The organism is Methyloversatilis sp. S146-33, assembly GCF_059552495.1.
Window position 1 is genome coordinate 126,651 of sequence record NZ_JCANOT010000023.1, and the last position, 26,248, is coordinate 152,898.

31 protein-coding genes are annotated in these 26,248 nt (G+C 66.4%); 2 read left to right on the forward strand and 29 right to left on the reverse strand.

The window, feature by feature from the left end; all coding sequences use genetic code 11:
• Window positions 1–9: 9 nt before the first annotated feature.
• From iscX to AC51BJ_RS08515, 11 genes are all read right to left on the reverse strand, one after another.
• Window positions 10–204: a Fe-S cluster assembly protein IscX gene (iscX, locus tag AC51BJ_RS08465; protein WP_019917730.1), complete on the reverse strand. Its 195-nt coding sequence runs from the start codon at window positions 202–204 to the stop codon at window positions 10–12.
• Window positions 205–209: 5 nt separating this feature from the next.
• The gene (gene fdx, locus AC51BJ_RS08470) at window positions 210–551 is read right to left on the reverse strand and encodes an ISC system 2Fe-2S type ferredoxin (protein WP_496279914.1); all 342 of its coding nucleotides are present in this window, start codon (window positions 549–551) and stop codon (window positions 210–212) included.
• A 22-nt stretch (window positions 552–573) separates the two neighbouring features.
• The gene (hscA, locus tag AC51BJ_RS08475) at window positions 574–2,436 is read right to left on the reverse strand and encodes a Fe-S protein assembly chaperone HscA (RefSeq protein ID WP_496279915.1); all 1,863 of its coding nucleotides are present in this window, start codon (window positions 2,434–2,436) and stop codon (window positions 574–576) included.
• Complete coding sequence (hscB, locus tag AC51BJ_RS08480; RefSeq protein ID WP_430434458.1) at window positions 2,436–2,996, reverse strand: Fe-S protein assembly co-chaperone HscB; 561 nt, start codon at window positions 2,994–2,996, stop codon at window positions 2,436–2,438. Before hscB ends, hscA begins: the two co-directional genes overlap by 1 nt.
• Window positions 2,989–3,312 (reverse strand): iron-sulfur cluster assembly protein IscA, encoded by a 324-nt coding sequence (gene iscA / locus AC51BJ_RS08485; protein WP_019917724.1) that lies wholly within the window; start codon window positions 3,310–3,312, stop codon window positions 2,989–2,991. Before iscA ends, hscB begins: the two co-directional genes overlap by 8 nt.
• An 11-nt stretch (window positions 3,313–3,323) precedes the next feature.
• The gene (iscU, locus tag AC51BJ_RS08490; RefSeq protein WP_019917723.1) at window positions 3,324–3,731 is read right to left on the reverse strand and encodes a Fe-S cluster assembly scaffold IscU; all 408 of its coding nucleotides are present in this window, start codon (window positions 3,729–3,731) and stop codon (window positions 3,324–3,326) included.
• Between the two features lie 65 nt (window positions 3,732–3,796).
• On the reverse strand, window positions 3,797–5,008 hold the full coding sequence (locus AC51BJ_RS08495; RefSeq protein ID WP_020647614.1) for an IscS subfamily cysteine desulfurase: 1,212 nt from the start codon (window positions 5,006–5,008) through the stop codon (window positions 3,797–3,799).
• Window positions 5,009–5,041: 33 nt separating this feature from the next.
• Window positions 5,042–6,181: a cysteine desulfurase family protein gene (locus tag AC51BJ_RS08500; RefSeq protein ID WP_496279916.1), complete on the reverse strand. Its 1,140-nt coding sequence runs from the start codon at window positions 6,179–6,181 to the stop codon at window positions 5,042–5,044.
• 2 nt (window positions 6,182–6,183) lie between these two features.
• Entirely contained in the window at window positions 6,184–6,666 is a 483-nt protein-coding gene (iscR, locus tag AC51BJ_RS08505; RefSeq protein WP_304004944.1) for a Fe-S cluster assembly transcriptional regulator IscR, read from the reverse strand.
• 100 nt (window positions 6,667–6,766) lie between these two features.
• Entirely contained in the window at window positions 6,767–7,540 is a 774-nt protein-coding gene (gene cysE, locus AC51BJ_RS08510; protein ID WP_019917718.1) for a serine O-acetyltransferase, read from the reverse strand.
• 88 nt (window positions 7,541–7,628) lie between these two features.
• Window positions 7,629–8,378: an RNA methyltransferase gene (locus tag AC51BJ_RS08515; RefSeq protein WP_304004937.1), complete on the reverse strand. Its 750-nt coding sequence runs from the start codon at window positions 8,376–8,378 to the stop codon at window positions 7,629–7,631.
• 317 nt (window positions 8,379–8,695) lie between these two features.
• Here AC51BJ_RS08515 and AC51BJ_RS08520 point away from each other — a divergent pair, with 317 nt between their 5' ends.
• Window positions 8,696–9,496 (forward strand): inositol monophosphatase family protein, encoded by an 801-nt coding sequence (locus tag AC51BJ_RS08520; protein ID WP_019917716.1) that lies wholly within the window; start codon window positions 8,696–8,698, stop codon window positions 9,494–9,496.
• 37 nt (window positions 9,497–9,533) lie between these two features.
• Here the strand turns inward: AC51BJ_RS08520 and AC51BJ_RS08525 are convergent, their stop codons facing one another.
• Complete coding sequence (locus tag AC51BJ_RS08525) at window positions 9,534–11,156, reverse strand: methyl-accepting chemotaxis protein (protein ID WP_496279917.1); 1,623 nt, start codon at window positions 11,154–11,156, stop codon at window positions 9,534–9,536.
• A gap of 395 nt (window positions 11,157–11,551) precedes the next feature.
• On the opposite strand from AC51BJ_RS08525, the gene AC51BJ_RS08530 reads away from it, so the two are divergent.
• Window positions 11,552–11,809 carry a hypothetical protein gene (locus tag AC51BJ_RS08530; protein WP_496279918.1) on the forward strand — a complete coding sequence of 86 codons (258 nt, stop codon included), beginning with the start codon at window positions 11,552–11,554 and terminating at the stop codon, window positions 11,807–11,809.
• 718 nt (window positions 11,810–12,527) lie between these two features.
• Here the strand turns inward: AC51BJ_RS08530 and AC51BJ_RS08535 are convergent.
• The 17 genes from AC51BJ_RS08535 to AC51BJ_RS08615 are packed head-to-tail and all read right to left on the reverse strand — an operon-like array spanning window position 12,528 to window position 26,128.
• On the reverse strand, window positions 12,528–13,043 hold the full coding sequence (locus tag AC51BJ_RS08535) for a hypothetical protein (protein WP_496279919.1): 516 nt from the start codon (window positions 13,041–13,043) through the stop codon (window positions 12,528–12,530).
• Window positions 13,040–13,516 carry a D-Ala-D-Ala carboxypeptidase family metallohydrolase gene (locus AC51BJ_RS08540; RefSeq protein ID WP_496279920.1) on the reverse strand — a complete coding sequence of 159 codons (477 nt, stop codon included), beginning with the start codon at window positions 13,514–13,516 and terminating at the stop codon, window positions 13,040–13,042. The genes AC51BJ_RS08535 and AC51BJ_RS08540 overlap by 4 nt, the downstream gene beginning before the upstream one ends.
• Window positions 13,513–13,857, reverse strand: coding sequence for a phage holin family protein (locus AC51BJ_RS08545; protein ID WP_496279921.1), 345 nt, complete (start codon window positions 13,855–13,857; stop codon window positions 13,513–13,515). The genes AC51BJ_RS08540 and AC51BJ_RS08545 overlap by 4 nt, the downstream gene beginning before the upstream one ends.
• On the reverse strand, window positions 13,854–14,096 hold the full coding sequence (locus AC51BJ_RS08550) for a hypothetical protein (protein ID WP_496279922.1): 243 nt from the start codon (window positions 14,094–14,096) through the stop codon (window positions 13,854–13,856). Before AC51BJ_RS08550 ends, AC51BJ_RS08545 begins: the two co-directional genes overlap by 4 nt.
• Window positions 14,093–16,801: a phage tail protein gene (locus tag AC51BJ_RS08555; protein ID WP_496279923.1), complete on the reverse strand. Its 2,709-nt coding sequence runs from the start codon at window positions 16,799–16,801 to the stop codon at window positions 14,093–14,095. The genes AC51BJ_RS08550 and AC51BJ_RS08555 overlap by 4 nt, the downstream gene beginning before the upstream one ends.
• Entirely contained in the window at window positions 16,794–17,237 is a 444-nt protein-coding gene (locus AC51BJ_RS08560; RefSeq protein ID WP_496279924.1) for a DUF6950 family protein, read from the reverse strand. Before AC51BJ_RS08560 ends, AC51BJ_RS08555 begins: the two co-directional genes overlap by 8 nt.
• Window positions 17,234–17,794 carry a hypothetical protein gene (locus AC51BJ_RS08565; RefSeq protein ID WP_496279925.1) on the reverse strand — a complete coding sequence of 187 codons (561 nt, stop codon included), beginning with the start codon at window positions 17,792–17,794 and terminating at the stop codon, window positions 17,234–17,236. Before AC51BJ_RS08565 ends, AC51BJ_RS08560 begins: the two co-directional genes overlap by 4 nt.
• Window positions 17,791–18,408: a hypothetical protein gene (locus tag AC51BJ_RS08570; RefSeq protein WP_496279926.1), complete on the reverse strand. Its 618-nt coding sequence runs from the start codon at window positions 18,406–18,408 to the stop codon at window positions 17,791–17,793. The genes AC51BJ_RS08565 and AC51BJ_RS08570 overlap by 4 nt, the downstream gene beginning before the upstream one ends.
• A gap of 7 nt (window positions 18,409–18,415) precedes the next feature.
• Window positions 18,416–20,962, reverse strand: coding sequence for a tape measure protein (locus AC51BJ_RS08575; RefSeq protein WP_496279927.1), 2,547 nt, complete (start codon window positions 20,960–20,962; stop codon window positions 18,416–18,418).
• Window position 20,963: 1 nt separating this feature from the next.
• Entirely contained in the window at window positions 20,964–21,608 is a 645-nt protein-coding gene (locus tag AC51BJ_RS08580; protein ID WP_496279928.1) for a DUF6441 family protein, read from the reverse strand.
• Window positions 21,608–21,928 carry a DUF1799 domain-containing protein gene (locus tag AC51BJ_RS08585; RefSeq protein ID WP_496279929.1) on the reverse strand — a complete coding sequence of 107 codons (321 nt, stop codon included), beginning with the start codon at window positions 21,926–21,928 and terminating at the stop codon, window positions 21,608–21,610. Before AC51BJ_RS08585 ends, AC51BJ_RS08580 begins: the two co-directional genes overlap by 1 nt.
• A 17-nt stretch (window positions 21,929–21,945) precedes the next feature.
• Window positions 21,946–22,281 (reverse strand): phage tail assembly chaperone, encoded by a 336-nt coding sequence (locus tag AC51BJ_RS08590; protein ID WP_496279930.1) that lies wholly within the window; start codon window positions 22,279–22,281, stop codon window positions 21,946–21,948.
• Between the two features lie 5 nt (window positions 22,282–22,286).
• Window positions 22,287–22,928: a phage tail tube protein gene (locus tag AC51BJ_RS08595; protein ID WP_496279931.1), complete on the reverse strand. Its 642-nt coding sequence runs from the start codon at window positions 22,926–22,928 to the stop codon at window positions 22,287–22,289.
• An 11-nt stretch (window positions 22,929–22,939) separates the two neighbouring features.
• Entirely contained in the window at window positions 22,940–23,356 is a 417-nt protein-coding gene (gene gpU, locus AC51BJ_RS08600; RefSeq protein WP_496279932.1) for a phage tail terminator protein, read from the reverse strand.
• On the reverse strand, window positions 23,353–23,622 hold the full coding sequence (locus AC51BJ_RS08605; RefSeq protein WP_496279933.1) for a head-tail joining protein: 270 nt from the start codon (window positions 23,620–23,622) through the stop codon (window positions 23,353–23,355). Before AC51BJ_RS08605 ends, gpU begins: the two co-directional genes overlap by 4 nt.
• Window positions 23,623–23,627: 5 nt before the next feature.
• Window positions 23,628–23,897 (reverse strand): hypothetical protein, encoded by a 270-nt coding sequence (locus AC51BJ_RS08610; protein ID WP_496279934.1) that lies wholly within the window; start codon window positions 23,895–23,897, stop codon window positions 23,628–23,630.
• A 59-nt stretch (window positions 23,898–23,956) separates the two neighbouring features.
• On the reverse strand, window positions 23,957–26,128 hold the full coding sequence (locus tag AC51BJ_RS08615; RefSeq protein ID WP_496279935.1) for a phage major capsid protein: 2,172 nt from the start codon (window positions 26,126–26,128) through the stop codon (window positions 23,957–23,959).
• Window positions 26,129–26,248: the final 120 nt, after the last annotated feature.

Here is a 26,248-nt window from a genome sequence, read left to right on the forward strand (position 1 = left end):
AGCGATGCATCAATCCGCTTCGTCTATCCAGGCGAGCTGGATGGCTTCCAGAATCTTTTCGCCGCAGCGGCTCTGTTCGTCGTCGAAACCGGGCAGCGCCATCACCCACTCCATCAGGTCGGTGAAGCGCACGTACTGCGGATCGACGTCGGGCCGCGCCTCGGTCAGCGCAATCGCGATCTCGCGTGAATCGGTCCATTTCATCGCTGTTACCTCTTTCCTTCGCTGACCATGTTGATGGTGTATTTCGGAATCTCGACCACCAGCGGCGTGCCGGCCACCGCGGCCTGACAGGACAGGCGCGAGTTCGGCTCCAGGCCCCAGGCCTTGTCGAGCAGATCCTCTTCCAGTTCCTCGGCCGCTTCCAGGCTGCTGAAGCCCTCGCGCACGATGACGTGACAGGTGGTGCATGCGCAGGACTTTTCGCAGGCGTGCTCGATCTCGACGCCGTTGGCGAGCAGCGCGTCGCAGATGGTGGTGCCGGGGGCGGCTTCGATCACAGCGCCGTCGGGGCACAGTTCGACGTGGGGCAGAACAACGATCTGGGTCATGCGGGTCTCGGAATTCGGTTGCTTACAGTGATTCGACGCTGCGGCCGGCCAGCGCACGCTGGATGCTGCGGTTCATGCGACGCGCGGCGAACTCGTCGGTGCCGCGGCCCAGGGCGTCGATCGCCTTCTTGATGGCGGAGGTGTCCTCGCCAGCGGCGGCGTTCGCCAGGTCGACCAATACCGCGTCGATCGCGGCGCGTTCGGCCGGATCGAGCAGATCGCCGTCGGCGGCCAGCGCAGCGCGCGTCGCCTCGCCCAGGCGCTGCGCCTCGACGCGCTGTTCGGCCAACGCACGCGCACTCATGTCTTCCTGCGCGTGCTCGAAGCCCTCGCGCAGCATGCGGGTGACTTCGTCGTCGCCCAGACCATAGCTGGGCTTGACCTCGATGCGCGCCTCAATGCCGGTGCCCATCTCGCGCGCAGACACGCTGAGCAGCCCGTCGGCATCGACCTGGAAGCTCACGCGTATGCGCGCCGCACCGGCCACCATGGGCGGAACGCCGCGCAGTTCGAAGCGGGCCAGCGAACGGCAGTCGGACACGCGCTCGCGTTCGCCCTGCACGACGTGGATGGCCATCGCCGTCTGGCCATCCTTGAAGGTGGTGAATTCCTGCGCGCGCGCGGTCGGAATCGTCGAATTGCGCGGAATGATCTTCTCGACCAGCCCGCCCATCGTTTCCAGCCCGAGCGACAGCGGGATCACGTCAAGCAGCAGCCAGTCCTCGTCGGCGCTGCGGTTGCCCGCGAGCACATTGGCCTGGATGGCGGCACCGATGGCGACCACCTTGTCCGGGTCGAGATTGGTCAGCGGCTCCTGACCGAAGAACTCACCGACCGCGCGCTGCACGTGCGGCATGCGGGTGGCGCCGCCGACCATCACGACGCCCTTGACCTCTTCCGGCGACAGGCCCGCGTCGCGCAAGGCTTTGCGGGTCGGTGCCAGCGTCTTCTCGACCAGCTTCTTCGTCATGTCGGCGAAGGCGTCGCGCGTCAGCGTGACGTCGATCTCATCGCCTCCCGACAGTTTGAGACCGATATGCACGGAGTCCTGCGCGCTGAGCACTTCCTTGGCACGACGCGCTTCCATGTACAGCGTGCGCATGTCCTCCAGCCCCGGCGGGCCGATGCGCGAAGCTTCGATCAGCCAGCAATAAACGCGATGGTCGAAATCGTCACCGCCGAGCGCGGCGTCGCCGCTGGTCGCCAGCACTTCGAACACGCCGCGCGACAGCTTCAGGATCGATATGTCGAAGGTGCCGCCACCGAGGTCATAAACCGCATAGATGCCCTCGGAAGCGTTATCGAGCCCGTAGGCGATGGCGGCCGCGGTCGGTTCGTTCAGCAGGCGCAGCACTTCAAGACCGGCCACGCGGGCGGCATCCTTGGTCGCCTGGCGCTGGGCGTCGTCGAAATAGGCGGGCACGGTGATGACGGCGCCCGTCAGCGGACCGCCCAGACTGGCTTCGGCACGCTCGCGCAGCGTACGCAGGATGTCGGCCGATACCTCGACCGGGCTTTTCGCGCCCTGCGCGGTACGCAGGCGCACCATGCCCGGCGCGTCCTCGAACACATAGGGCATGGATTCGACGTGCGCGACGTCGGCCAGACCGCGCCCCATGAAGCGCTTGACCGAAGCGATGGTGTTGCGCGGGTCCTGCGCCTGCGCCGCCTGCGCGGCATGACCAACGACGGTGCGACCGTCGGCAAAATAGCGCACGACCGACGGCAGCAGCGCGCGGCCCTTGTCGTCGTTCAGCACCACCGGCACGCTGTTACGCACGGTGGCGACCAGTGAATTCGTGGTGCCCAGGTCTATGCCCACAGCCAGCCGGTGCTGGTGCGGCGCGGTGGATTCGCCGGGTTCGGCGATCTGCAACAGGGCCATCAGTTTTCCAGTGTTTCGTGTGCCTCGGCGATGTCCTCGCCGAGCTTCGCGATGAACATCATGCGACGCACGGTGGCGGCCGCCGCAGCCTTGTCGTGGTCGACATCTAGCTGGCGGGCCAGCAGCGTTTCGGCATCGCGGCGCGCCTGACGGAGGTTGCGCGCCAGTGCGTCCAGCGCATCGACGTCGCGCGCGTCGCGCGCCTCGTCCAGCGCCTCGCGCCATTCCATCTGCTGCATCAGGAAGTCGGCCGGCATGGCCGTATTGTTCTCGGCACCGACGTCGATGCCTTCCAGCTCGAGCAGGTAGCGCGCCCGCGACAGCGACGATCGCAGCAGCCGGTAACCTTCGTTAATGCGCGTGGCCCACTGCATCGACAGCCGGCGCTCCTGTTCCGCACGGTGCGCGTGGCGGTCAGGGTGCGCCGCCGACTGCAGCTCGTGGTAACGCGACTCGAGCGCGCGTTCGTCGATCTCGAAGCGGCGCTGCAGACCGAACAGCGCGAAGTGGTCGCGGCTGAACAGGTCGGCTTCGGGCAGCAGGCCGGCGGACTCAGACATTGAAGCTTTCGCCGCAGCCGCACTCGTCCTTGACGTTGGGGTTGTTGAACTTGAACCCCTCGTTCAGGCCTTCGCGCACGAAGTCCAGTTCGGTCCCTTCGAGGTAGGGCAGGCTTTTCGGGTCGATCAGCACCTTGACGCCATGGCTCTCGAACACCAGATCGTCCGCCGCGAGATCGTCCGCGAATTCAAGCTTGTAAGCCATACCGGAACACCCGCTGGTGCGCACGCCCAGGCGCAGGCCGACGCCGCGACCGCGCTTGGCGATGTAGTTGGCGACGTGTTTCGCCGCCTTTTCGCTCAGTGTGACACCCATGTCGTGCTCCTTCAGGCTGCGTCGGACTCCGGCGCCACTGCGCCGTGCTTCTTGCGGTAATCCTCGACCGCCGCCTTGATCGCGTCTTCGGCGAGGATGGAGCAGTGGATCTTCACCGGCGGCAGCGCCAGTTCCTCGGCGATGGCGGTGTTCTTGATCTCCATCGCCTGGTCGAGCGTCTTGCCCTTGACCCATTCGGTCACCAGCGAACTCGACGCGATGGCCGAGCCGCAGCCGTAGGTCTTGAACTTGGCGTCCTCGATGATGCCGTCCGCACCGACCTTGATCTGCAGCTTCATCACGTCGCCGCAGGCCGGCGCACCGACCATGCCGGTGCCGACGTCGTCGTCTTCCTTGCCGAAAGAGCCGACGTTGCGGGGGTTCTCGTAGTGGTCGAGCAGTTTGTCGCTATAGGCCATGTCTTTCTCCTTGTCTTCCTGTCTGTCCCCGATGCGCCCGATGGCGCATCGTCAGTGGTCTGTGCTCAGTGATGAGCCCACTGCACGGTATTCAGATCCACGCCGTCCTGCACCATTTCCCACAGCGGCGACAGCTCGCGCAGCTTGCCGATCTTGCGGTGGAGCAGATCGATGGTGAAGTCGACTTCCTCTTCGGTGGTGAAGCGGCCGATCGAGAAGCGGATCGAGCTGTGCGCCAGTTCGTCTTCGCGACCGAGGGCGCGCAGCACATAGGACGGCTCCAGGCTGGCAGAGGTACAGGCCGAGCCGGAAGACACCGCCACTTCCTTGATCGCCATGATCAGCGACTCGCCCTCGACGTAGGCGAAGCTGATGTTCAGGTTGTGCGGCACGCGCGCTTCCAGGTCGCCGTTCACATAGGTCGCCTCGATGTCCTGCAGGCCCTTGAGCAGACGGTCGCGCAGCATGCGCACGCGCTCGTTCTCGGCGCCCATTTCCTCGCGCGCGATGCGGAAGGCCTCGCCCATGCCGACGATCTGGTGCGTCGCCAGCGTGCCCGAACGCAGGCCGCGTTCGTGACCACCGCCGTGCATCTGCGCTTCGAGACGGATGCGCGGCTTGCGGCGCACATACAGCGCGCCGATGCCCTTCGGGCCGTAGGTCTTGTGCGCCGAGAAGCTCATCAGGTCGACCTTGAGCTTGTCGAGGTCGATCGCCACCTTGCCGGTCGCCTGTGCGGCGTCGACGTGGAAGATGATGCCCTTCTCGCGACAGATTTCGCCGATCTCGGCGATCGGCTGGATGACGCCAATCTCATTGTTCACGAACATGATGGACACCAGCACCGTGTCCGGACGCAGCGCTGCGCGGAACACGTCGAGATCGACCAGACCGTTGTCCTGCGGATCGAGATAGGTCGCCTCGAAGCCTTCGCGTTCAAGCTCGCGGAAGGTGTCGAGCACCGCCTTGTGTTCGGTGCGCATCGTGATGATGTGCTTGCCCTTGCCCGAGTAGAAATGAGCCGCGCCCTTGATGGCGAGGTTGTTCGACTCGGTCGCGCCCGAAGTCCAGACGATCTCCTTGGGGTCGGCATTGACCAGCTTGGCCACCTGCTCGCGCGCTTCCTCGACCGCCGCTTCCGCCTCCCAGCCGTAGGCGTGGCTGCGCGAGGCCGGGTTGCCGAAGTGTTCAGTCAGCCAGGGAATCATCTTGGCCGCCACGCGCGGATCCACCGGCGTGGTTGCCGAGTAGTCGAGGTAGATCGGGAATTTCAGCATGTCATCGGCTCCATCAGGTCCTTGTTTACTTCATCACGCCGCAGCCATCGCCCGCAGACCACGGAGCTCGTCCGCGACCCGCACCAGCGCGCTGCAAAAATCATCCACGTCCTGCATCGTCGTCGCCGCACCAACGCTCACCCGCACCGCGCCGCGTGCCAGGTCCGCCTCAACGCCCATCGCCGTCAGCGTGCGCGACGGTTCGGGTGAGGCGCTGGAACAGGCCGCCCCGCTGGCCACCGCAAAACCGGCGCGGTCGAGCTTGCCGACCAGGGTTTCGCCGTCGATGCCAGTCAGCGCGAAATAGCAGGTGTTGGGCAGGCGAACGGCCTGCGCACCGAACACGACGCCACCGAGTGCTGCCACGCAGCTTTCGATGCGCGCACGCTGCGCCTGCATCGCGTCACGCCGGACGCCAAGCGCGGCAACCGCCTGTTCGCAGGCCACGCCGAAACCGACGATGGCCGCAATGTTCTCGGTGCCCGAGCGCAGACCGCGCTCATGGCCACCACCGGCAATCAGCGGTTCGATATCGACCCGCTTGTCCAGCACCAGCGCACCGGCCCCCTGCGGGCCGCCGATCTTGTGCGCCGACAGCGTCATCGCCGCCACGCCCAGTGCGCGGAAATCCAGTTCCACCTTGCCGAGCGCCTGTACGGCGTCGCTGTGCAGCCAGGCACCACTGCGCTTGGCCGCGGCCGCGAAGGCAGGAATGTCCTGGAGCACGCCAGTTTCGTTGTTCGCCGCCATCACCGACACCAGCGCCGCACGCGGGTCGAGCGTATCGACCAGTACCCTGCCCTGCGTGTCGGCAGCGATGCCGGCCAGCTCCCAGCCACTGCGCACGAGCTGGCGCGCCGGTTCGCGCACGCACGGATGCTCGATCGCCGACACCGCAATCACGCCTGGCTTCATCCGGGCGGCCGCGCCCTTGATGAACAGGTTGTTCGCTTCCGACCCCCCGCTGGTGAATACCACCTCGGTCGGATGCGCCTTCACGGCGGCCGCCACCTGCGCCCGTGCGTCGTCAATCGCACGGCGGGCTGCGCGGCCGTACTCGTGACGGCTCGACGCATTGCCGAAGCGCACGCCCAGCCAGGGCAGCATCGCCTCGCGCACCGGGTCGAGCAGCGGCGTGCTGGCGTTGTGGTCGAGGTAGACCGGCGCAAACATGATCAGGCCTGCACGCTCGCCGGCTCGGTCGAACAGGCACGCGGCGCGTGGTCGTGCAGCACCACCTTGTGGCTGTTGCGCTCGCGCTGCTGCACCATCAGATCGTGCAGATTGATCGAGTCGAGATAATCGAACATGTGACGACTGAGGTTGGACCACAGGTCGTGCGTCATGCAGCGGTGTTCGTCCAGACAGTTCTCCTTGCCGCCGCACTGGGTCGCGTCGAGCGGCTCATCCACCGCGATGATGATCTGCGCTACCGAAATCGTGCGCGCGTCGCGCGCCAGGCAGTAGCCGCCGCCCGGGCCACGTACGCTGGCCACCAGCTCCTGGCGACGCAGCTTGCCGAACAGCTGTTCGAGATAGGACAGGCTGATGCGCTGGCGTTCGGCCACGCCGGACAGCGTGACCGGACCGTTTTCCTGCCGCAGGGCGAGGTCGAGCATCGCCGTGACTGCGAAGCGTCCTTTGGTGGTCAGTCTCATCGCGTGGGCTCCTGAAATCAGCCGGGACATCGGCGAACCGGAGAAGGCCAGTTCAATTCCCGATCATTTCAGTCGACTTTATAATTCCCGACAAGTTCAGTCAACAATTCGTACGGATCTTGTCCAGATCGACGTGCGAGTGGTCGGCCATTTCTTCCTTCGCCTCGTCGTCGAGCTGAATGCCCGCGCGCTCCAGCTTCTGCAGCAGGCACTCGATGCGGCGATCGCTTTCCAGCGCATGATCAACCAGCGCGGTGAGCGCCTTGGCCATCGGATCTTCCATGTCGCGGGTGACGCCATAGGCGGTGAAGCCTGCCTGTTCGGCACGCCGCTTCTTCTCGTCCTCGACCCCGGGTGCGGTCGCTTCGATGATGCGCGCCGGATTGCCGACCGCGGTGGCGCCAGCCGGCACCGGTTTCACCACCACCGCGCAGGAGCCGATCTTGGCGCCGTCACCGACGTCGAAACCGCCCAGCACCTGCGCACCGGCACCGATGACAACCCCCCGACCCAAGGTCGGGTGGCGTTTCGCACCGCGGTACAGCGAAGTTCCGCCGAGCGTAACCCCTTGATAGATCGTACATTCGTCACCCACCACGGCCGTCTCACCGATCACCACACCCATGCCGTGATCGATGAATACGCGTCGCCCCATGGTCGCACCCGGGTGGATTTCGATGCCGGTCAGCACGCGACCGATGTGCGACAGGAAGCGGCCGAGCCACAGAAAGCCGCGGCGCCAGCAGGCGTTGGCCATGCGATGGATGAACAGCGCGTGGATGCCCGGATAGCAGGTCAGCACTTCGAAGGCGGAGCGGGCGGCCGGGTCACGGTCGAGCACGCTGGCAACGTCTTCGCGCAGGCGTTGGAACATCGTCTTTCCTTGTGGGAAGCGCCGGCAGCGCTGCCGGACGGTTGAAACCCGAGAATTTTAGTCGGTTTTTGTGCACCTGCGAAGTTCGCTACCGCTCGGGCGCACGCGGTTTCTTGCCGCCGATGGCCTTGAGCGCGCCCATCAGCAGGTGCAATTCCTCGGCTTCAACCTGAGCCCGGCCAAACAGGCGACGCAGGCGTGGCAGGGCACGGCCCGGGTTCACCCGGTCGAGGAAACCGGATTCCAGCATCAGCTGCTCGAACAGCGCGTACAGGCTTTCCAGCCCCTCGTGCGGCGCAAGCGCCGGCGGCACTTCGGCCGGCAGCACGGCGCCACCGACCGCCATGCGCAGTTCGTGGCACATGATCTGGGCGGCGGCCGCGACATTCAGCGAACGGTAGGTTTCGCTGGTCGAAATGGTGACCGGCAGCGAACACATCGCCACCTCCTCGTTGGTCAGGCCCGAACTTTCGGTGCCGAACACCAGCGCCACCTCGGCGTCACTGCCTGCCAGCAGCGTGGCCAGTTCGGTGGCAGCCGAGCGCACGTCGCGCACCGGCAGTGCCATTTCGCGCCGGCGCGCGGTCAGCGCCGCCTGCGCGACGGTGCCGGCCAGCGCCGCCTCGATGCTGTCGACGACCACGGCGTTATCGAGCACGTCGGTCGCGCCGGAACTCATCGCCACCGCGTCCTCGTGCGGGAAATGCTTCGGATTGACCAGATAGAGGCGAGACAGCCCCATCACCTTCATCGCCCGCGCACAGGCGCCGATATTGCCGGGATGGGTGGTGTGCGACATGACCACGCGCACGCGGTCGAGAGAAGCGAACGGGTTCAAGCTGGAAACCTCAGTTGATCGGCGCTCAGTGGACCTGAGGGGCATGGTTGGCGGGGTGTACGGCAAGGCGCGAGGACACGGCAGGATGGCTCCCTTCAAGGACGAGCAACGCAGCCGGGCGCCCCGCCAGCCGTGTCCGCGACGTCGAAGCGGTCTCGGCCCATGTGCAAGGGGCAGGCAAATGACAAAAGGTGCGGGGAAGAAGGCCTCCGCCTCGCACGGATGCCAAGCGGTCAACTGAGGCTTTCAGGTTCATATTAGAATGCAGGGTTTTCCTGCCGAGATGCGGGCCACAAGGTCCGCGTACAGAGACATTCATGCATCCGACGCTCACCACCGCCGTCAAGGCCGCCCGCCGCGCGGGTCAGATCATCACCCGGGCCAGCCAGGATGTGGACCTGCTGAAGGTCAGCAGCAAACGCCAGAACGATTTCGTGACCGAGGTCGACCGTGCCGCTGAAGACGCCATCGTCGGCATCCTGCGCGAGGCCTATCCGGACCACGCCATTCTAGCCGAGGAGAGCGGCGAGTCCGGCCCCGAGTCGGAATACCGCTGGATCATCGATCCGCTGGACGGCACCACCAACTTCATCCACGGCATGCCGCAGTACGCGGTGTCGATCGCGCTCGAACACCGCGGCCAGATGCAGTCGGCAGTCGTGTTCGATCCGGTGCGCAACGAAATGTTCACCGCCAGCCGCGGCCGTGGCGCCTTCCTGAACGACCGCCGCATCCGCGTGTCGCGCCGCGCCAAGCTGGGCGAAGCCCTGCTCGGCACCGGTTTCCCCTATCGCGTGTGGGACCACGTCGATGCCTATCTGGGCATGTTCAAGTCGCTGATGGAAAAGACCGCAGGCCTGCGCCGCCCGGGCGCTGCAGCGCTCGATCTGGCCTATGTCGCCTGCGGCCGCTTCGACGGCTTCTTCGAAATCGGCCTGTCGCCGTGGGACATCGCCGGCGGCAGCCTGCTGGTAAGCGAAGCCGGCGGCCTGGTCGGCAATCTGCAGGGCGAAACCGGCTATATGGAAAGCGGCAATCTGGTCGCCGCCACGCCGCGCATCTACCCGGCCATCCTGCAGGCCATCGAGCCGCACCTGACCGAAGCCCTGCGCGGCTGAAACACGGCCGGCCCGGCGGGCCGGCCGTACAGGTCCGTCAGCAGCGGAAGCGGGATACAACGCTGTTGAGGTCGCCCGCCACGCGGGTCAGTTCTTCCGTCGCCGTGGCTGTGGCGTGCATACCCTGGCTGGTCGCCTCGACCATCTGCGCCACCTGCTCGATCTGGCCAGCCAGGCTGTTGCTGGCGATACCCTGTTCGCGCGTCGAGTTGGCGACTTCGGCCACCAGTTCGCGGGCACGGGTCGCGCCCTCGGCGATCCGGCGCAGCATGTCGGCCGACTGTTCAGCCGAGTTCACGCTGTTGCGCGCCCGCTCGGAAGCCGCATCCATTGCGCTGACCGCCGCTTCGCTTTCCCCACGGATCGCACTGACCGTCTGACCGATCTGCAGCGTCGCCTGCGTCGTGCGTTCGGCCAGCTTGCGCACTTCGTCGGCCACCACCGCGAAGCCCCTGCCCTGTTCGCCAGCGCGCGCCGCCTCGATGGCGGCGTTCAGCGCCAGCAGATTGGTCTGCGCGGCAATGTCGTTGATCGCCGTCGCGATGCCGCCTACCTCGTTGGCGCGTGCGCTCAGCGACGCGATACGCTCGCTCGCCTGCACCACCGCGTTGGCCAGCGAGCGCATTTCCTCGGCCGCTTCGTGCACTTGCCGTTCGCCGGCCACCGCCATTTCCGACGACTCGACCGACTGCCTTTCGGTCTCGCCGGCGTTCTCCGAAATGTGGGTGATGCTCACCGTCAGCTCTTCCATCGCGGCCGCCATGGTCTGAGTCGAGTCGGTCTGCTGCTGGGCCGATCCGGCCACCTGACGAGAAGTCGCGCTGATGTCGGCGGTCGCGGCGCCGACCTTCTGCGCGCCGGCGCTGATCTCCGACACGGTCGTGCGCAGGCGCGAGATCAGCGTGTCCAGTTCCGCCAGCATGCTGCCGGCCGGCGCGTGGCCAACCCCGGCCCGCAAATCGCCCTCGACCACCTTCTTCATCGCCTGGACGGCCACCGCCGGCTCACCGCCGACCTGCCGCATGACCGAGCGACCGATCGCGATCACCAGTGTCAGCACCACGCCTGCCAGCAGGACAACGATGCCCAGATTGATCGCCAGATCCTTGCGGAATGCAGCTTCCACGTCATCGACGTACAGCCCGGTGCCGACCACCCACTGCCAGTCCGGGACCGGCACCACGTAGGCGACCTTGCGCACGGCCTCGGTTTCGTTCGGACGCGGGAAGTGGTAATCGACGAAGCCGCCGCCGGCCTGGCCGGCCTTCACGATTTCGGCGACGAAAGGCTTGCCGAGCTTGTCCCGCTCGTCGATGAAGGGCTTGCCCTCGCGCTGCGGCTGCGTCGGATGCAGCACGTTCACGCCATCCGAGCTGTAGATATAGAAGTACTCGCGCTGCTGGAAACGCACGTTGCGCAGGGCGTCCCGCGCCTGCGCCTGTGCCTGCTCGCGCGTCAGCGTGCCGTCCTTCGCCAGCTGCTCGTAATAGCCGATCTGTGTGCGCGTCGATTCGACGAGCGCGCGCAACAGCTGCATGCGCTGCTCGTGCGCCGCGCTGCGCATCTCGAAGGCGCCGATGACACCGATCATGAGCATACCGGCCAGTGCGGCCACGCCCACCGCCAGCATCTTGCTTCGCAAAGTCCAGTTGGCGAACATGACGACTCCGTAAGTAATTGAAATCAGTCATCTATATCGGCGGGAAATATTCCCAACTTTAATTCCGCGCTGCAACATTCCTGTCGTCATCGCGCCGGATCGCAGTGAGCCGATACAATCGCCGGTCCGTTCCGCAGCCCCCTCCCCTCTCCGGACCCGCCCGCACCCTCGTTCTACATGGATAACAAAGACCTCTCGGGCCACACGCCGATGATGCAGCAGTGACTGTTCTTTTATGGGCGCAGGTTTCGAGGCAACTCATCTAGAAGCTACGCCGAAACCTGCACCAGAAGTTGCCCCGATGACTGTGTTTTCGTACAGTTGCCGGCATGCGATGCACCCTTCACACCCTGTTCCAAAAAGGAATGATGACGCCACGGCACAGGTACTGCCTGTTGCCGCGCCTGACCGGCGACCTTTCCATTGTGGAAGCGCGCGACCCGGTCCGTCGGCGGCAGACCCGGCTTGCCCGTCTGACCGGCGCCGATGGAAATGACATTGCCCTACCGCTTCACGATGCGCAGGTCGTGACAATCGGATGCGATCACATGGTGGTGTCAGGGATCGAGCGGCACGAGGATCTGCTCCGACCGACGATCGAGTATGCGCAAAGCTGGTGGGTGCAGTTCAGGAGTGGGCCACCGCGTGATTGACACGCTGGACTTCATCCAGAAAGCGATGAGTCGAAGCTCTAGAATTAGCAGGAATCTCAGCCGTCCACCACTACAGGTAGTGGTTTGACGTGCATAGCATAAAAATCGCGCTTGCGATCCTACAGTGCGCTCACTAGAATCGTTCGCAGTCAGTGAACGAATTCAAGCACTTAACCAACTGAGGAGAATTGGGTGGCGGCCGGAACCAGGGGCACCGGCCGCCAGAGCTGCACGTAGCAACTCAGGTTTGCACCGATACGCCGCGTCCAGCTCGAGCCTTAATCGCCCCTATCAAGGAGTAACAACCATGGCTTCAAAACCTGCCACTCGGCCTGCTGGACGCAACGCTGAAACCGGTCGTTTCACGACGGTAGAGAAGGCTCGCAACAACCCCAAGACTCACGTGGTTGAGCGCGTGCCGGTTCCCCGTCCTGAGCCGACAAAGAAGAAGTAGTTGTTGTATTTGTTTTAGCAGCTCATCAGCTTTGAACTGACGGCGGCGCGCTGGAGCAATCCAGCGCGCTTTTTATTTAATCACAGCGATTTCACCTTTCAAAGCACTTTTGCACTTCAACAAAGTTCGCCAGACAGACCGTTTCAAAGCTCCGTCGCAATCCTGATCAGAGTGCGCACAAGGCCAAACAGCTGAATGCACATTCGCCGCCAAACGTTTCGATCCTCACGCAACGCCGCGATCTTGCTGTGCAGACGCGTGCACTCAGGGCACGACGGTGGTTTGCTCATCGATCCAGTGCTGCAGCCAAGCGCACTGCAGCGTGGCCGCCTGGCAGCGCTCGGTCAGCGTGTCGGCGGAAGCAGCTCGGCCGGGAGCAGATCCAGCGTCGGCAGCGGCTGCATCAGCTCGGCCGGCGGTCGGGGCATTGGCGGGCACTGCACTGCCACCGGCACCTGTTGCACTGGCGGCGATGCGCAGGCGGTCAGCAGCGTGCAGAGCGCGCAGGCGATCGAGAACGACACCGTAGGCGGTATGAGTCTGGGCATTGATGGTCTCCTGTCGTGTGATCTCGGCTGCGGTGCGGGCCTGCGCCTGCCGGCCCTGGGCGACCACCTCGGCGCGGAACTGTGCGAATGCGGCGACCAGGTCGTCGCGCGCCTCGCGCTCGGCCGACAGACCGCGCGTGTAGCCCCATCCCGCCGACACTGCGACCAGCGCGGTCAGCGCCAGCCAGAGCACCCACGCCGGCAACGCGCGCACGAAGGTGCCGGCGATCATGGCCGCACCAACCCGATCTCATAGCGCGTCTTGCCGCCCCGCTTGATGGCGGTGAGGATCTGCCGGCGTGGCTTTCCGAGCTGCGGCAGGCCGATATGCACCCAGCGGCCGCCAGGCGCTTCGGCGCTGGGGTGTTCGAGGATCAGTTGGTCCCACACCAGGCCGGCGGCGATCAGCTCTTCGCAGACCGCGCGGGGCGTGCCGAACGCCGGTGCGGTGAAGTCGGCAGCCAGGCCGAGCAGGTGCGCGCTGGTGGCGCTGCCACCGACTGCGGCATTCAGTGCTGCGCACCGGTAGCCGCTGCTGATGAGCACGGGCACGCCGCCGAGCACGTCGCGCACCTCTTCGAGCAGCTCGGCAAGGCACTGCAGGGCGTGCATGGCGGTGGTGCCGGGCGTGTTGTCGATGCGCAGACGGCGGGCAGCTTCACTGGCGGTGAGTTCAGCCAGGGTGAAGTTCGGCGTGAGATTCATCTCTCGCTCGCTCCCCCGCCGAGCAGGCGGTCGCGGAACCGCTCGTACTGCCCCAGCGCGCGCGTACCCATGTGCGCGCTGACAGCGACGAGGATCGACCGCGTCATGCCGTCCATGCCGGCGCGCTCGCACATCATGTGCGTGACCACGGCGACGAACAGACAGATGACATAGTCGGCGATCGCGTTGCGCCACACGAATGAAGCACCGCCGCGCACCTGCTGTGCGATCTGCGCGGCGGTGGCAAGCACGGACAGCACGATCGTAGTCACCCAGGGCATGAGCGGCCGCAGCACATCGAGCAGTGCGGCGAAAAATGCAGACGTGTCGCGGTCATTCACGGGTGGTCTCCCTGTCGGTCAATGGTGTTGAATTCGTGGCGCTGGATCAGGCACCCGTCGCGCACCTGCTGCGCGACGTCGCGGGCGGTGCCGGTGACGCGCCAGGCGGCGCCGCGCTCGGTGGTGACGATGGCGCCGGCGGCAATATCTTCGACGGCGGCGATCTGGTGGGCGGGGATTGCAACCTCGCCGCCGGCCACACGGGCGAGCAGGATGAGGGCGGTGCAGAGGGTGTTCATCGCCAGTCCTCGACGCGCAGGCTGCGGTCCTGTATCTGGCCGGTGGTCGCAGCCTGGATCGCTTCGAAGTAGTAGGTGTGGGCGCCGTTGGGCGGGTTGTCTTCCCAGCGGTGCGTCACCCAGTTGCTGCCGATGAGGTTGCCCACCGGCCAGGTGGTCAGCACCGTGCTATCGCGCCGGATGCGGAATCGCAGCGTGCCGTTGCTTTCGTACGCTGCGACGTCGACGACGGCCTTTGTGCCCTGGGTCGTAATGGCCACCGACCGCAGCACGGTCCAGCTCGTGGTGATTGAGAGATTGGACGTGGCGCTGCTCTGCTGGGTCTGGATGAGCTGGCCGGTAACCCTGCCGACCAACTCGATCACCCCGGTCTGCTGATTGAACGTGATCCGGTTGCCCGACGGGCTGCCCATCGAGAGACGGTAAAATCCGTCCTCGTAGCCAATAAACCAGCCTGTTCCTACGTTCCAGGCTGTCTGCCCCCCCTTGATAGCCCCGCCGGCGTTGAACGTGATGCCGCCGCTGGTGACGGTCTGGCCGAGCTCGAGCGCGCCGCCGGTGTTGTCGGCATCGACCGGCGGCTTCGTGCCGCCGATGTCCTCGTAGTCGATGGTGGCGCCGACGCCGGCCGCGGTGGCGTAGACGCCGGCGGTGTCGCTGCTGGGGTGCCAGCCGCCGACGTTGCCGGTGCGATCGACGGCGCGGATCCAGTAGTAGCGCGTTACGCCCTCGGTGAGGCCGAGGCGGTCGTATGCCCGCGCAGCGGCGGTGTCGACAAACACTGCGGCGCTGCGGTCGTTGGTCTCGGACTCCCACACTTCGACGCCGGCGAGGTCGCGGTCGACCGGGTTCGTCCAGACCAGCCGGATACCGCCGACCACGCCGACCGCCATCAGCGATGACGGGTCGCCGGGCGGGGTGTCTTTGCCGGTGGCGGCGATGGTGCCGGCCACCCAGTCCGACGGCACGCCGGCGACGTTGATAGCGCGGATGCGCACGTCGTAGGTGGTGTCATCCTGCACCGGCTCGATGTAGGCGCTTTGCGTGCTGAATGCGAGGAAGCCGTTCAGGTAGTCGCTGGCGGCGATCGGCTTGTACTGGATCTCGGTGTTCGCGACGAAGCCGTCAGGGCTGGCTGTCCATTGCACGTAGATGCGCGGAATGACGGTGCCGTCGGCGCCGATGATCGCCTGGTCGCTGCCGCTGTCGAGAATGAGCCCGGAGGGCGGCGGCACCTGGATCAGACTGGGCAGCAGCGTGTCGGGCGCCGGGTCGACCACCGTCGCCTCGCCCGCGCTCCAGGCGTAGGCGGTGCTGGCCTCCTCTTTCAGCTCGAGGTCGACGCCGCCGTCGGGCGAGAGGCGCCAGGTGGTGACCGAAAACACCTTACCCACCCAGCCGAGCTGGGCGATGTTGAGTGCGATGAAGTCGCCGGCGCGTACCTTGAACGCCGTGAGCTTGCACGGCATGGTGACAGTGATGCCCTGCCGCGCCCGCTCGAGCGTGATCTTGGCCAGGCGCTGCGCGGCGAAGCTGCTGGTGGTGTACGGCAGCTCGATATCGGTGGTGATCTGCTCGCCACCGTCCTGCAGCTCGTACATGCTGTTGCCGATCGGCAGGAAGTCGCTCGGCTGCCAGTACTTCTCGGGGTCGACATAGGTGCCGCGCACGCGATTGAACAGCTGCTGGCGCGGCACACGCGGGCGCACGGTGATCGGCCCGCGCAGATCGTCTTCGTCGAGCGTCACCGTCGGCGTGATGTACTGGCCACCGAAGAGCAGATACACGCCCTGCGAGTAGATCAACTTGCCCGCGCCGGCAGTGAGCATGCCGCGCAGCACGTCCATCGGCGTGTTGCCCAGGTCGACCGTGCCGTTGCAGGTGTAGCGCTTCTCGGTGCCGCCCGACGGCGTGGCGACCAGCTCGTCGCTGAGGTTCGCCGCAGCGATGAAGTTGTCGTCGTCGAGCTCGTCGAGCGTGGCGCGCAGGCCATAGTCGCCGAGCACGTAGTCGCGCACGCACAAGGCCCAGTTGTCAGACCATGCGGTCGTTTCGGTGCGTGGGTCGTACAGCTTTTTGCCCTTCACCAGCGCCTTGATGTTCTCCAGCCCGTAGGGGTAGGCCTTCTGATCCTTGTCCCACTTGAGGCGCAGGTAGATGTACGCGATGCCGCGCAGGCGGTGGTCTGCGGTCCAGTCGGTGACCTCGCTGTCGAGTACGGAGTCGGCCAACTGATCGGGCGCGCCCAGATTCTTGCGCACGCGCATCCAGCCACTGAACCGGCCAGAGGTGACGTTGCCGTTCGCATCGAGGTCGCCAACCTCCTCATCGCCGAACCACACCGTGGAAATCTCTTCGACTTCGTGACCGGCAAGCGGAATGACCACGTGCAGGAACTTGTTTTCATCGCCGGTGCTGGTGGCGTAGATGATCGGCCCGCTGACAACCGACTGCCCGTAGATGATCGATCGCGTGGCCACCGCGCTGCGGATCATCTGCTGCCGGTCTTGCGCCTCGACGGTGAACTTCGGCGCCTTGGGCTTTTTGTTCAGCCCCAGCGCACTCGACAGTCCGGCCGAAATGGCAGAGGTGGCGATGGCGCCGACCAATGAGCCGAGCAACTGACTGCCGATGAGCGAAGTGACACCCGAGGCGATCGCCGAACCGCCGAAGCCAGCAGCGGCTGCAACCAGGACTTCAGGCACGGCCCACCCTCCACGCAGCGCGCCACGTCGAGCGCGGCAGGAACACGACGCCCCGCCGACCTGGCGCGACAGCCAGCGCCCCATCGCATACCGCCAGGCTCTCGCCGCCGCCGTGCTCGACGAGCACGACGTCGCCACGCTGGGCAAGCTTCGGCGATATCTCACCGTCCAGCCAGGCGGTGGCCATACCTCGGATGGCGCGGCTCACGTCGCCAGCGGCCAGATGCGCATTCGCCCCGTGCATACCGTGCAGCCGCAGCGATGCCTCATCGTCGTAGCGGCCGCGGTAGGGCTCGCCGAGATCGACACCGGTGATCGCGCACACGGCATCGGCCGCGAAAAGCGCGCAGTCGTTTTCACCCCACTTGAACGGCATCGCACGCCGCTCTTCGATGAATGCCGCCAGCCGCTCAGGCCAGTCTTCGAACCGATTCATGCGGTGCGCCCCCAAACCAGTGTCTTCTCGACCATCTGCGCGACGTACTCGAGGCCGCGATCGCCCGGGTACTCGGAAAGCTGGTCCTCGTTGGTATAGCGCCGCACACGCGGGCGCTCCCAGTCGGTAAGCCGGCTTTCGGCAGTCAGAGAGATCGAGGCGGTTTCGCCGAGCTGTATGTCCGGCGTATCCATCCGGCCGCTGAACACCAGCACAGGGTCAGCGAGCACGATGTAGTTGTCGTCAAGCGGGGCAAACCACATCCGGCAGCTGCGCCCCTGGTAGTGCTCGCCCAGCACGCGCGCCACCATCTCGGACGGTATGCCGGTGAGCGTCAGCGACACACCCGTCATCTGCAGATCGCTGTGCTCGACGATCGCATCGACGCTGCCGACGTTGCCGACGCCGTACCACGTATGCGAATCCCACTCGAAGGTGATCGCCGACGTGTTTGCGCGCACGAAGCCCGACGGGAAATCGAGCTCGACCAGCAACAGTCCGGGCACGTGGTCTGCCGCGCATGCCTCGTCGACGGCCGTGGTCAGGTTGCGACTCATGACCAGGTCTCCACGCAGTCGAGCGTGAATGTCTCAAGAGGCCCGAGCACCGAGCGCTGAAATGACGATTCGACGTCATCCGAGGTCAGGCGCATGACGCAGGTCGGGCGGACGAAGTTGAGCACCAGGTCATCGGCCGGACTGACGCGCACCGGCTCATCGAGCGTGAGCGTCATGACGCCGGCGCCATTCTCGACTGCATCGGCGACCACCATCCGCAGCTCGGTGCCCAGCCCCACGAAATCGCCCGCACGCACAGCGCCGCCCGCACCCCAGCCATCCGTCAGCAACGCATTGCCGGTTTGCCCAGCCCCTGCAACGCGCGGCGTGCCCGAGATCGTTCCTGCCGACACAGGGCGGGCGAAGTTGTGCAGGTAGAAGCGCCCTGCCCGCCCGCGAAGGCTGTAGAGAAACGCGCGCATGAGTGCCGCGTCGTCGGGCGTGAGGTTCTGCCACGTGCCGGAGAATGCCCAGCGCGCACCAGGCAGCGCCACGGTCTGCACACTGCGGGTGAGCGGGCTTTCGAAGGCCTGCGTATTGCTGAGCTTTCGCCAGGCGCAACCGCCGGCCGGGCCAAGGCCACCGCGTACCGTGGGGAAGGTCAGTATCGTCATATGCGCCTCACCGCCCCACCGCGCGAGCCAGCGCACCACCGCGCTGAATCTGGATCTGGACAGCCGCTACAGCCTCTTCGCGCGCGCGCACCATCGCGGCCTGGATAACAGCCTGATCGGACCGCGAATCGATGTTGATGTGCTGGATGACCGTGACGCTGCCACCGCCACCGCCGGCGCCTGCATCGTTCGCCGACATCGAGCGCGTCGGCGTGACATAGCCGTCCTGATTGGCCATCAGGTAGGTGCGGCCGCCGGTGGTCAGCAACTCGCCGGGGCCGTTGGCTTCATTCACCTCGTAGAGGCGGCCGGCACGCACCGGGCCGCCCGTAGCACGACCACCACCGAAGAAGCCACTGAAGATCGAGCCGAAGTCGATGCTTTTGGCAAACGCGCTGGCGGCCTTGCCCAGCGGCTCCGTGACCAGCGAACGGGTGATGATCTGCGCGATATCCCGGCTCAGGCTCTTCAGCACGTCGCTGAAGCCCTTGCCCGCGACGATGGCGTTCTCGAACGCGCTGGACATCGTGAGGCCGAACTCTTCGGCGAAGGACTTGCCCTCCTTCACCTTCTCGTTCCGCTCGTCGAGCGCGCGCGATTCGTCGTCGATCAGCTTGCTGCGCGCCTTGAAGGCCTCTTCGGCGGTGAGCTTGCCCTGCGCTTCAAGCGCGGTGACGACTTGCAGCTCTTGCCGGTATTTCTCAGCCGGGTCAGCCAGGTCGCGGTACTTGGCGATGAGATCGTCGAGGCGGTCGTTCGCCGCCTCTTGCCACTTGGCGAGATCGGCATTGGCGCCGCCGTCGAAGTCGCTGGCGTCGAGCTCCCACCGAAGCTTGAGCGGTGACCAGCCGTCGACCAGCTCCTGCGCCTCGCGCTGCATGCGGGCGCCGTCGTTCTTGTTGCCGGTCTTTTCCTTGAGGGTGAAGCGCGCGCGGATGCGCTGCTCGAGCTCGGGCGTGAAGCGGTCGCCGAGTTCGGCGCGCGCCTTGGCCAGCTCGGCGTTCAGCTTCTCGGCGTTGCTTGCGTACTTCTCCAGCCACTCGGAGGCTTTCTTGTCGCGGCCGAAACTGGCGAGCTTCTCGGCTTCGACATTGGACTGCTGGATACGCTGCAGCACGCCGGCCAGCTCGATGCCGGTCTGCTTCAGCAGTTCCTGCTGGGCGGCGGCATTGATGGCCGCGAACTCGCCCGTGCGCGCCTTGATCGATTCCATGCGCGCTTCGAGGCGCTGCACGTCGGGGTTCTCGGCCTGCTGCTGGCTGTAGCCGCGGCCGAGCAGTGAATTGAGCGTCTGCAGGCGCTGGATCTGCATCTCGACCGCAGAGACGGCACGGCGCGACGAGGTTTCGGCCTTGTCTGCCGCTGTCTCGGCTTCGCGGCCCCAGAGCGACCAGGCGGTGACGCCGAGCGTGAGCGCGGTGGTGATGAGGCCGATGGGGCCGCCGAGCGCGGCGAGGCCGAGGCCCAGCCGGCTGGTCGCCGCCACGGCGGCCTGTGCGGTCGCCAGGCGCTGCGTCGCGGTAGTGAGGCCGCTCATGGTGAGGGTGGCTGCCGCGCGTGCCGTGGCGGCCTGCTGCGCCGCCTGGGCGGCGGCAAGCTCGGCCAGCGCGAGGCGGCGGGTTTCGGCAGCGGCTGCGGCCTTGGCTACAGTCGCCGCCACCAGACCGGCGACGACGCGGCCGGCCATGACGGCGGCGAACACGCCCGCGGCACCGGCTACGAGGTCGAAGTTCTGCGCGAGCGACGAGATGACGCCGGCGACCGACGAGAAGGCGCCGGTGCTCTTTTCGAAGTCGCCGACGGTGTCGGTGAAGGCGTTGCGCAACTGCGTGAGCGAGCGGCCCACGGTGAGCGGCAATTGCGCAAATTCCTGCTCGATGACGCCACGCTGGCCACGCAGCGCACCGACGATGGCCTGCGAGGTGATCGCGCCGTCTTCGGCCAGTTCCTTGAGCTTGCCGATCGGCACGCCCAGCCCGTCGGCCAGCGCGCGCGCAAGGCGCGGTGCCTGCTCGAGCACGCTGTTCAGTTCTTCGCCCCGCAGCTGGCCAGCGGCGAGCGCCTGGCCGAACTGCGTGAGCGCCGCTTCGGCCGACGCGGCGCTGCCGCCCGACACGGCGATTGCACGCGCCACGGTCTGCGTTGCGTCGGCCACTTCCTGCTGCGTGATGCCGATCTCGGCCGCGCTATCGGCGAACCGACGATAGACGTTACCCACCTGGTCGAGCGACTGACCCGAGGCCTGCGCGACACGGAACACGTCGGCATACGCAGCCGTCGCCGCCTGCGCGCTGCCGGTGCTGATGCGCAGCTGCGCATTCAGCGTGCTGAAGGCGTCAGAGGTGCGCGCGATCTCGCTGAGGCCGAAGCCTGCACCCACGCCCAGCGCGATGTTCTTGAAGCTGTTGGCGACGTTGGTGCCGAGGTCGCGCAGGCTCTCGCTGGTGCGCGCGGCGCGCTGCTCGAGGCGCGAAAGGTTGCCCTCAGCCGCTGCCACGCCCTGGCGCGTGCCGTCCTTGGCGGTGATGAGGATCTGTGCGAAGTTTCCGGCCATGTCAGACCCTGCTCAGTGCGGCCGAGATTTCGGCGGCGAGTGTGGGCAGCTCGCGCCGCACGGTGTCGCTGAAGCGCAGGCGGCGGCGCAGGGTGACGCGCGGCACCAGCGTGGCGATCGGAATGTCTTGCCCACGCTTGAGCCGGCCTTTGCCGCCGGCGGCGCGCTGCGCCTTGCGCTCGGCCGACTTGAAGCGCGACAGCACGCGGTATTGCTCCGGCAGGTTTTCGGCCATGAGCACAGGCAGGCCGCTGCGGCCCTTGACCCAGTACGCATTGCCCGCGCGGTTCAGCTCGTTGAGGATGCGGCGGAAGCGCTTCGGCCCCACGCGGATGAGCGGGATGAGCAGCCGGCCGGCGATGGTGGCACCCGTTTCATGCACGCCCAGCCAGGGCACGCGCGACCCGATGCGCAGCGCCGGCAGGCGCCCCGGCTTGTCGGCATACACGCGGGCGCGGAATGAGCGCCACGCCTTGTTGCCCTTGAGCCCGGCGCGCGCGTTCTGCTGGGCGGCGCGGGCAATGGCCGGGCCGCGACGGCGCATGATGCTGGCCACGCTCTCACGCGCGGCCGTGGTGAGGCCGCGCTGCCAGGCGGCGCGGCCGGCAGGGGTGAGCAGGCCGCTGGTGACCAGACCGACCTGCATCAGGCCTTACCTGCCTGCTCGTTGATCATGACCCGCACCGCGCTTTCCATCACCCGCACGTCCTCGAACAAGTCTCGTCGTCGATCGGTGCCGTGGATCGCGTGCAGATCCATCACCACCGGTATCACTTCGTAGCGCAGGCCGATGAGCCGGCCGGTCGGCGCTACGTTCCAGCTGGTGCCCAACGCGTCGAACAGCTCGACGGCGGGCCATACGTCGGGCCAGACATCCACGGCGTCGGGCGCGTCTTCAAGCACCCAGTCCAGCCCCAGCACGGCGAGGCCCTTACGCCGCGAGGCGGTGTCGAGGCCGCCGTGCATGGCACGGGCGGCCTCGCTCAGTTTTTTCGCCGGCCCTCGATGTGTCCGCGCAGGTAGGCTTCGAGGATCTCTTTGCCCGCCAGGTCGTAACTGCTGACCAGCTGCTTGAAGGCCTCGACGGTGAACGGCACCGGCTGGCCAGCGTCGTCGACTGGACCAGTCCAGTCGGTGACGACCTTGACTAGCGCGTCAGCGTCAGAGCAACCAGACTCGCGGGCTTCGTCCAGCCACTTCTGGCGCTCTTCGCGCGGCATCCAGCGCACGGTGAGCTCAAGCTTCCCCGGCTGCTGCTCACCGGGAATGGTGAGGAGCACATCGACCTTGAAGGTCGGAGCAGGACAGAGACGGATCATCGCGATCAGGTGAAGTAGGTGATCGGGGCGGCCTGCAGCGCGATCGACACGCTGTAGGTGGTGACCTCACGGCCGCTGATGTTGCCGATGTCGGACGCAGACCAGATGCCGGTGCCGACGGTGTTCACGCCCGCCTTCGAGATGCGGAAGGGCGTGGGCGTGACGCCAGCGGCCCGCGCGGCGTTGAAGCCGGCGGACACATCCATCACGCTGAAGCCGATGTTGTACGGCGTGCGCGTGGTGGGGAGCTGGCGGTCGTTGAACGAGGCCAGCGGCGAGGCGTCAGCAAACTGCTGCTCGCCGCCCGAGGTCTGGAAGCTGTCCGCCTTGACCTGGGCGATCTCCGTCCAGGTGGTGATTTCGCGGCCGGTGCCTACGCCCGAGCCCGGCGGGAAGCGTGAGGTGTCGCTGGTGTCGACGCCTTCGAGGGTGACATCGTTGGTGGCGACCGCCTTGACACGCACGGTGCGGCCGTCGAGGTCGCCCCAGCCGGATGCGATCAGCACGTATTCGCCGACGCCAAGGCCGTGGCTGGCCTCGAACGTGGCTACCGCCTCGGCGGCGTTGCTGATGGCGCTGATGGACTTTGCGGTACCGAGCACGGTGGCGATCTGTACGACCGACCCGGCGCCAGTGGAAATCGTCATGATCGTCTCCCTTAGACGAAGGTGGTGATGGAAAAGGCCAGCCGGCAGATACCGGTCGGCAGGTTGGTTTCTTCGTCGAACTCGGGCTCGCTGGCCACGCTTTCGACGAAGCCGCCGAGCCAGGTAGAGGCCGGCGCGGTCTGCATGGCCAGCTCGACCTCTTCGGCGATGTCGTCGATCTGGTCATCCACGCCGTCGGCCAGCTTCACCCTGATCTCGACGGCGAGCGTGATATCGACCTGCGACGCACCCGAGCCGGCCAGGTTGAGCTGCTGCTGATTGCTGCTGGTCGTGAGCACGTTGAGCGCCGGCAGCTCGCTGTCGTGAAACGGCCGCACGCGCGACGCGAACACGTTGGAACCGGTGATCGGCAGACCAGTGAGCAGCGCGACCACGGCGGCGCGGATCTGTTTGCGGGGGTGGCTCATGCCTGGTGCAACCTCACCACCGCCATGCCCGTGCCATCAGGCTCGGGCGCGGCGGCGGTCTTGAATGAACGGGCGCCGAGGGTGACGGTCTGGCCGTAGGCGACCGACGGGAAGTCGGCGATGCGGTAGGTCAGGCGCGGCGCGCTGCCGGCGACGTCGAAGGCTTCGGCGTAGGCCTCGTCGAAGATGGCCCGCCCGGCCACGCCGTTGATGACAACGGCGGTTCCGAACTGACCATTCACGAAGAGGGCCGGGGCGAAGTTCATGGCGCTCAGGCGGGCTCTTGCTCAGCGGCCTTGGCTGCCGCGGCGCGGGCCTTGGCGGCGCCTTCAACCGCCTTGACCATGTCGTTCGAGGCGCTGTACTGCTTGGTCTTGGAGGGGTCGTCTGCCTTGTTCAGGTACAGCGAGCGGCCGTACTTGGCCAGCTCGATGGCGGTGTCCTTGTTCACGTCGATGGTTTCGCCGGCTTCGTGCGCGACGCCACCGGCGTCGTCGCCGTGATTGACCAGGCAGTTTTCGATGATGAGGATCTTGGGCATGTCGGTCTCCGCTGGCCGGCGTGCATGCGTCTGCACGCCGGGTGTCAGGTGGGGGAAGATCAGGTGGTGAGGGCGTCTTTCATCACCGCGAACGAGGTGGCGTGACGCACGTTCACGTCCATGTCCTGCAGCGCGACCAGGCGCTTGGCGCCGGTGGTGCTGAGGCTGAACGGGTCGAACATCAGATCGAGGCCACCCCACATGAAGATGAGCAGCTCGGCCCAGTTGCCGTAAGCGATCGCCGAGCACACGCCGGAGCTGGTGCCCTTGGTGAGGTTGGAAGGCACGGCGTTCGAGGTGTAGGCGTTGTAGCCCAGCATCTCGCCCACGCGACCCGCACCGCCGGGCGCGCTGGTCCAGACCGGCTTGCCGTTGGTGCTGGCGAATTCCTGCGTCTTGCGCAGCTTGCCGCGCACCTTGGTGTTGGTCAGGTAGGCCAAGCGGCCACCGTCGGCATTGGCGTTGCCCACCGACGATTCCAGATCGACGATGTGGTCATAGGTGGGCGCGGCGCCGTTGGTGCCGCCCAACACCGCACCGGTGCCGCTGATGTTCATCAGGCCGGTCGGCTCGTTGCTGCTGCCACTGCCGTTGATGGCGGCACGGAAGGCTTCCTGCGCCATCTGCAGCGCGAGGTCGGAGCGCACGAAGATTTCGACATCGATGCTCGACTGCAGCAGCAGACGGCGGCTGTAGTCGGTGAAGCAACCGACCGTCTTCGGCGTGCCGGTTACCTGGTCGACCGATTGCTGGCTTTCGGTCGGCGCGCCGTTTTCCGCGACCCAGTAGGTGGTGGCACCGCCGGTCTGCCGCGGAATGGCGATGTTGCCGCTCAGATTGGTGAGCATGGTCACGCCCAGCTCATCGAACAGCACGGCGTTGCGGAAGAGCTCGATGAAGCTGGAGCCGAGCAGGTCGGTGGCGACCAGGTTGCCACCCGCCGTGGCCGTGCCGACCACCAGGTCACGCATCTGCGCGCCGGTGTGCATGCTCTGACCGCGCAGGCCATGCAGGGCGAACAGGCTGCGCACGGCGGCGCCGACCTTCTGCACATCGACGCGGAGGCTACGCAGCAGCACGTCGGCCGGCAGCGTGAGCGCGCCTTCGCGGCCGGTGCGCTCGCCGCGCTTGTCCTGGGCGGCACGCGAGGCCTCGAATTCGAGCGGCGCGATCTTGTGGGCGTTGAGCGGGTCTTGCGCGGCCAGCAGCGCACGGCAGAACGAGAACGACTCGATCTCGCGGTCGCTCATGCCGATCTCGGGCGACTCGGCCACGCGCACGCGGCCGGTGGTCTGCAGTTCGGACATGACCTTGGCGCGGAAGGCGTCGACCGTCATGCCGCCGTCGATGGCCTGCTCGGCCTGCTCGTCCATGCCCCACTGCTTGCCGACGGCGCGGATGTCGCGCATACGGGCGCGCTCGGCCGTGATGGCGTCGCCGACGGCCTGCACCGACGTTGCCGGGGCTGCGGCCTGCTGGGTACGGGTTGCGACGGCCGCGCCGCCGCCTTGATCGACGTTGTCGTCGTCATCCATGGTCTTCTCCTGGGTGGCGCGGCGATCGGGTGGAATAGCCGCAGGGGTGGCCGGCTTGAAGCCGGAAACGAAAATCTTGGATCGGCCGACGCCGACGGTGGGGTCGGCGGGCACGGCCACGTGCGACACCTCGTAGGGCGTCCAGCGCGTGGCCTTGTAGGTGTCGATGCCGGTTTTCTGGTCGCTCTTGACCAGCACCAGCTCGTCGATCATGTAGCCGACGGAAATGAGGCTGCGGATGCCGTCCTGCACGTCGACGAAGATCTCTTCGCTGCGCGTGCTCTTGCCGTAGCGGGCCACGCAGCGGCCGGTGCGGTCGCTGTCGATCACCGCACTGCCCTGCACCACCACACCCACGTGGTCGCGCGTGGTGTGCTCGACCAGCACGGCGCCGCCGTTGTTCATGCGGCTGAGATCGACGGCGCCCGGGTCGTGACTGAGGATCTCGACACCCCACCAGCGCGCGTACGGCTCTTCGCTTGAGAACGCGATCGGCACCGTGCGCGCCTCGACATCGATGGCCGCACGGTTCAGCGGCAGCGCATTGACGACGTGCGGGATCGCGCGCAGGAAGGCGGCGCGCTCATCACGCTCAGCGCGCGCGTAGGCGTCCGTCACCGCAGACCAGATATCGGCCTGCGGCTGGAAGTAATCGCGGGTGGTGACGCTCGGCGAAAGATCGATGAGCCTCGACATGACTGCGCCTCAGTGAGTGACTGAGGCGCAGTGTGGAGATGAGGCGCGGAAATTTTTAGGGGGAAAAATTTCCGGGGAAAGTGGTAGCGCGTGGAGAAGAAAAGCGCACGCGGCGAGATC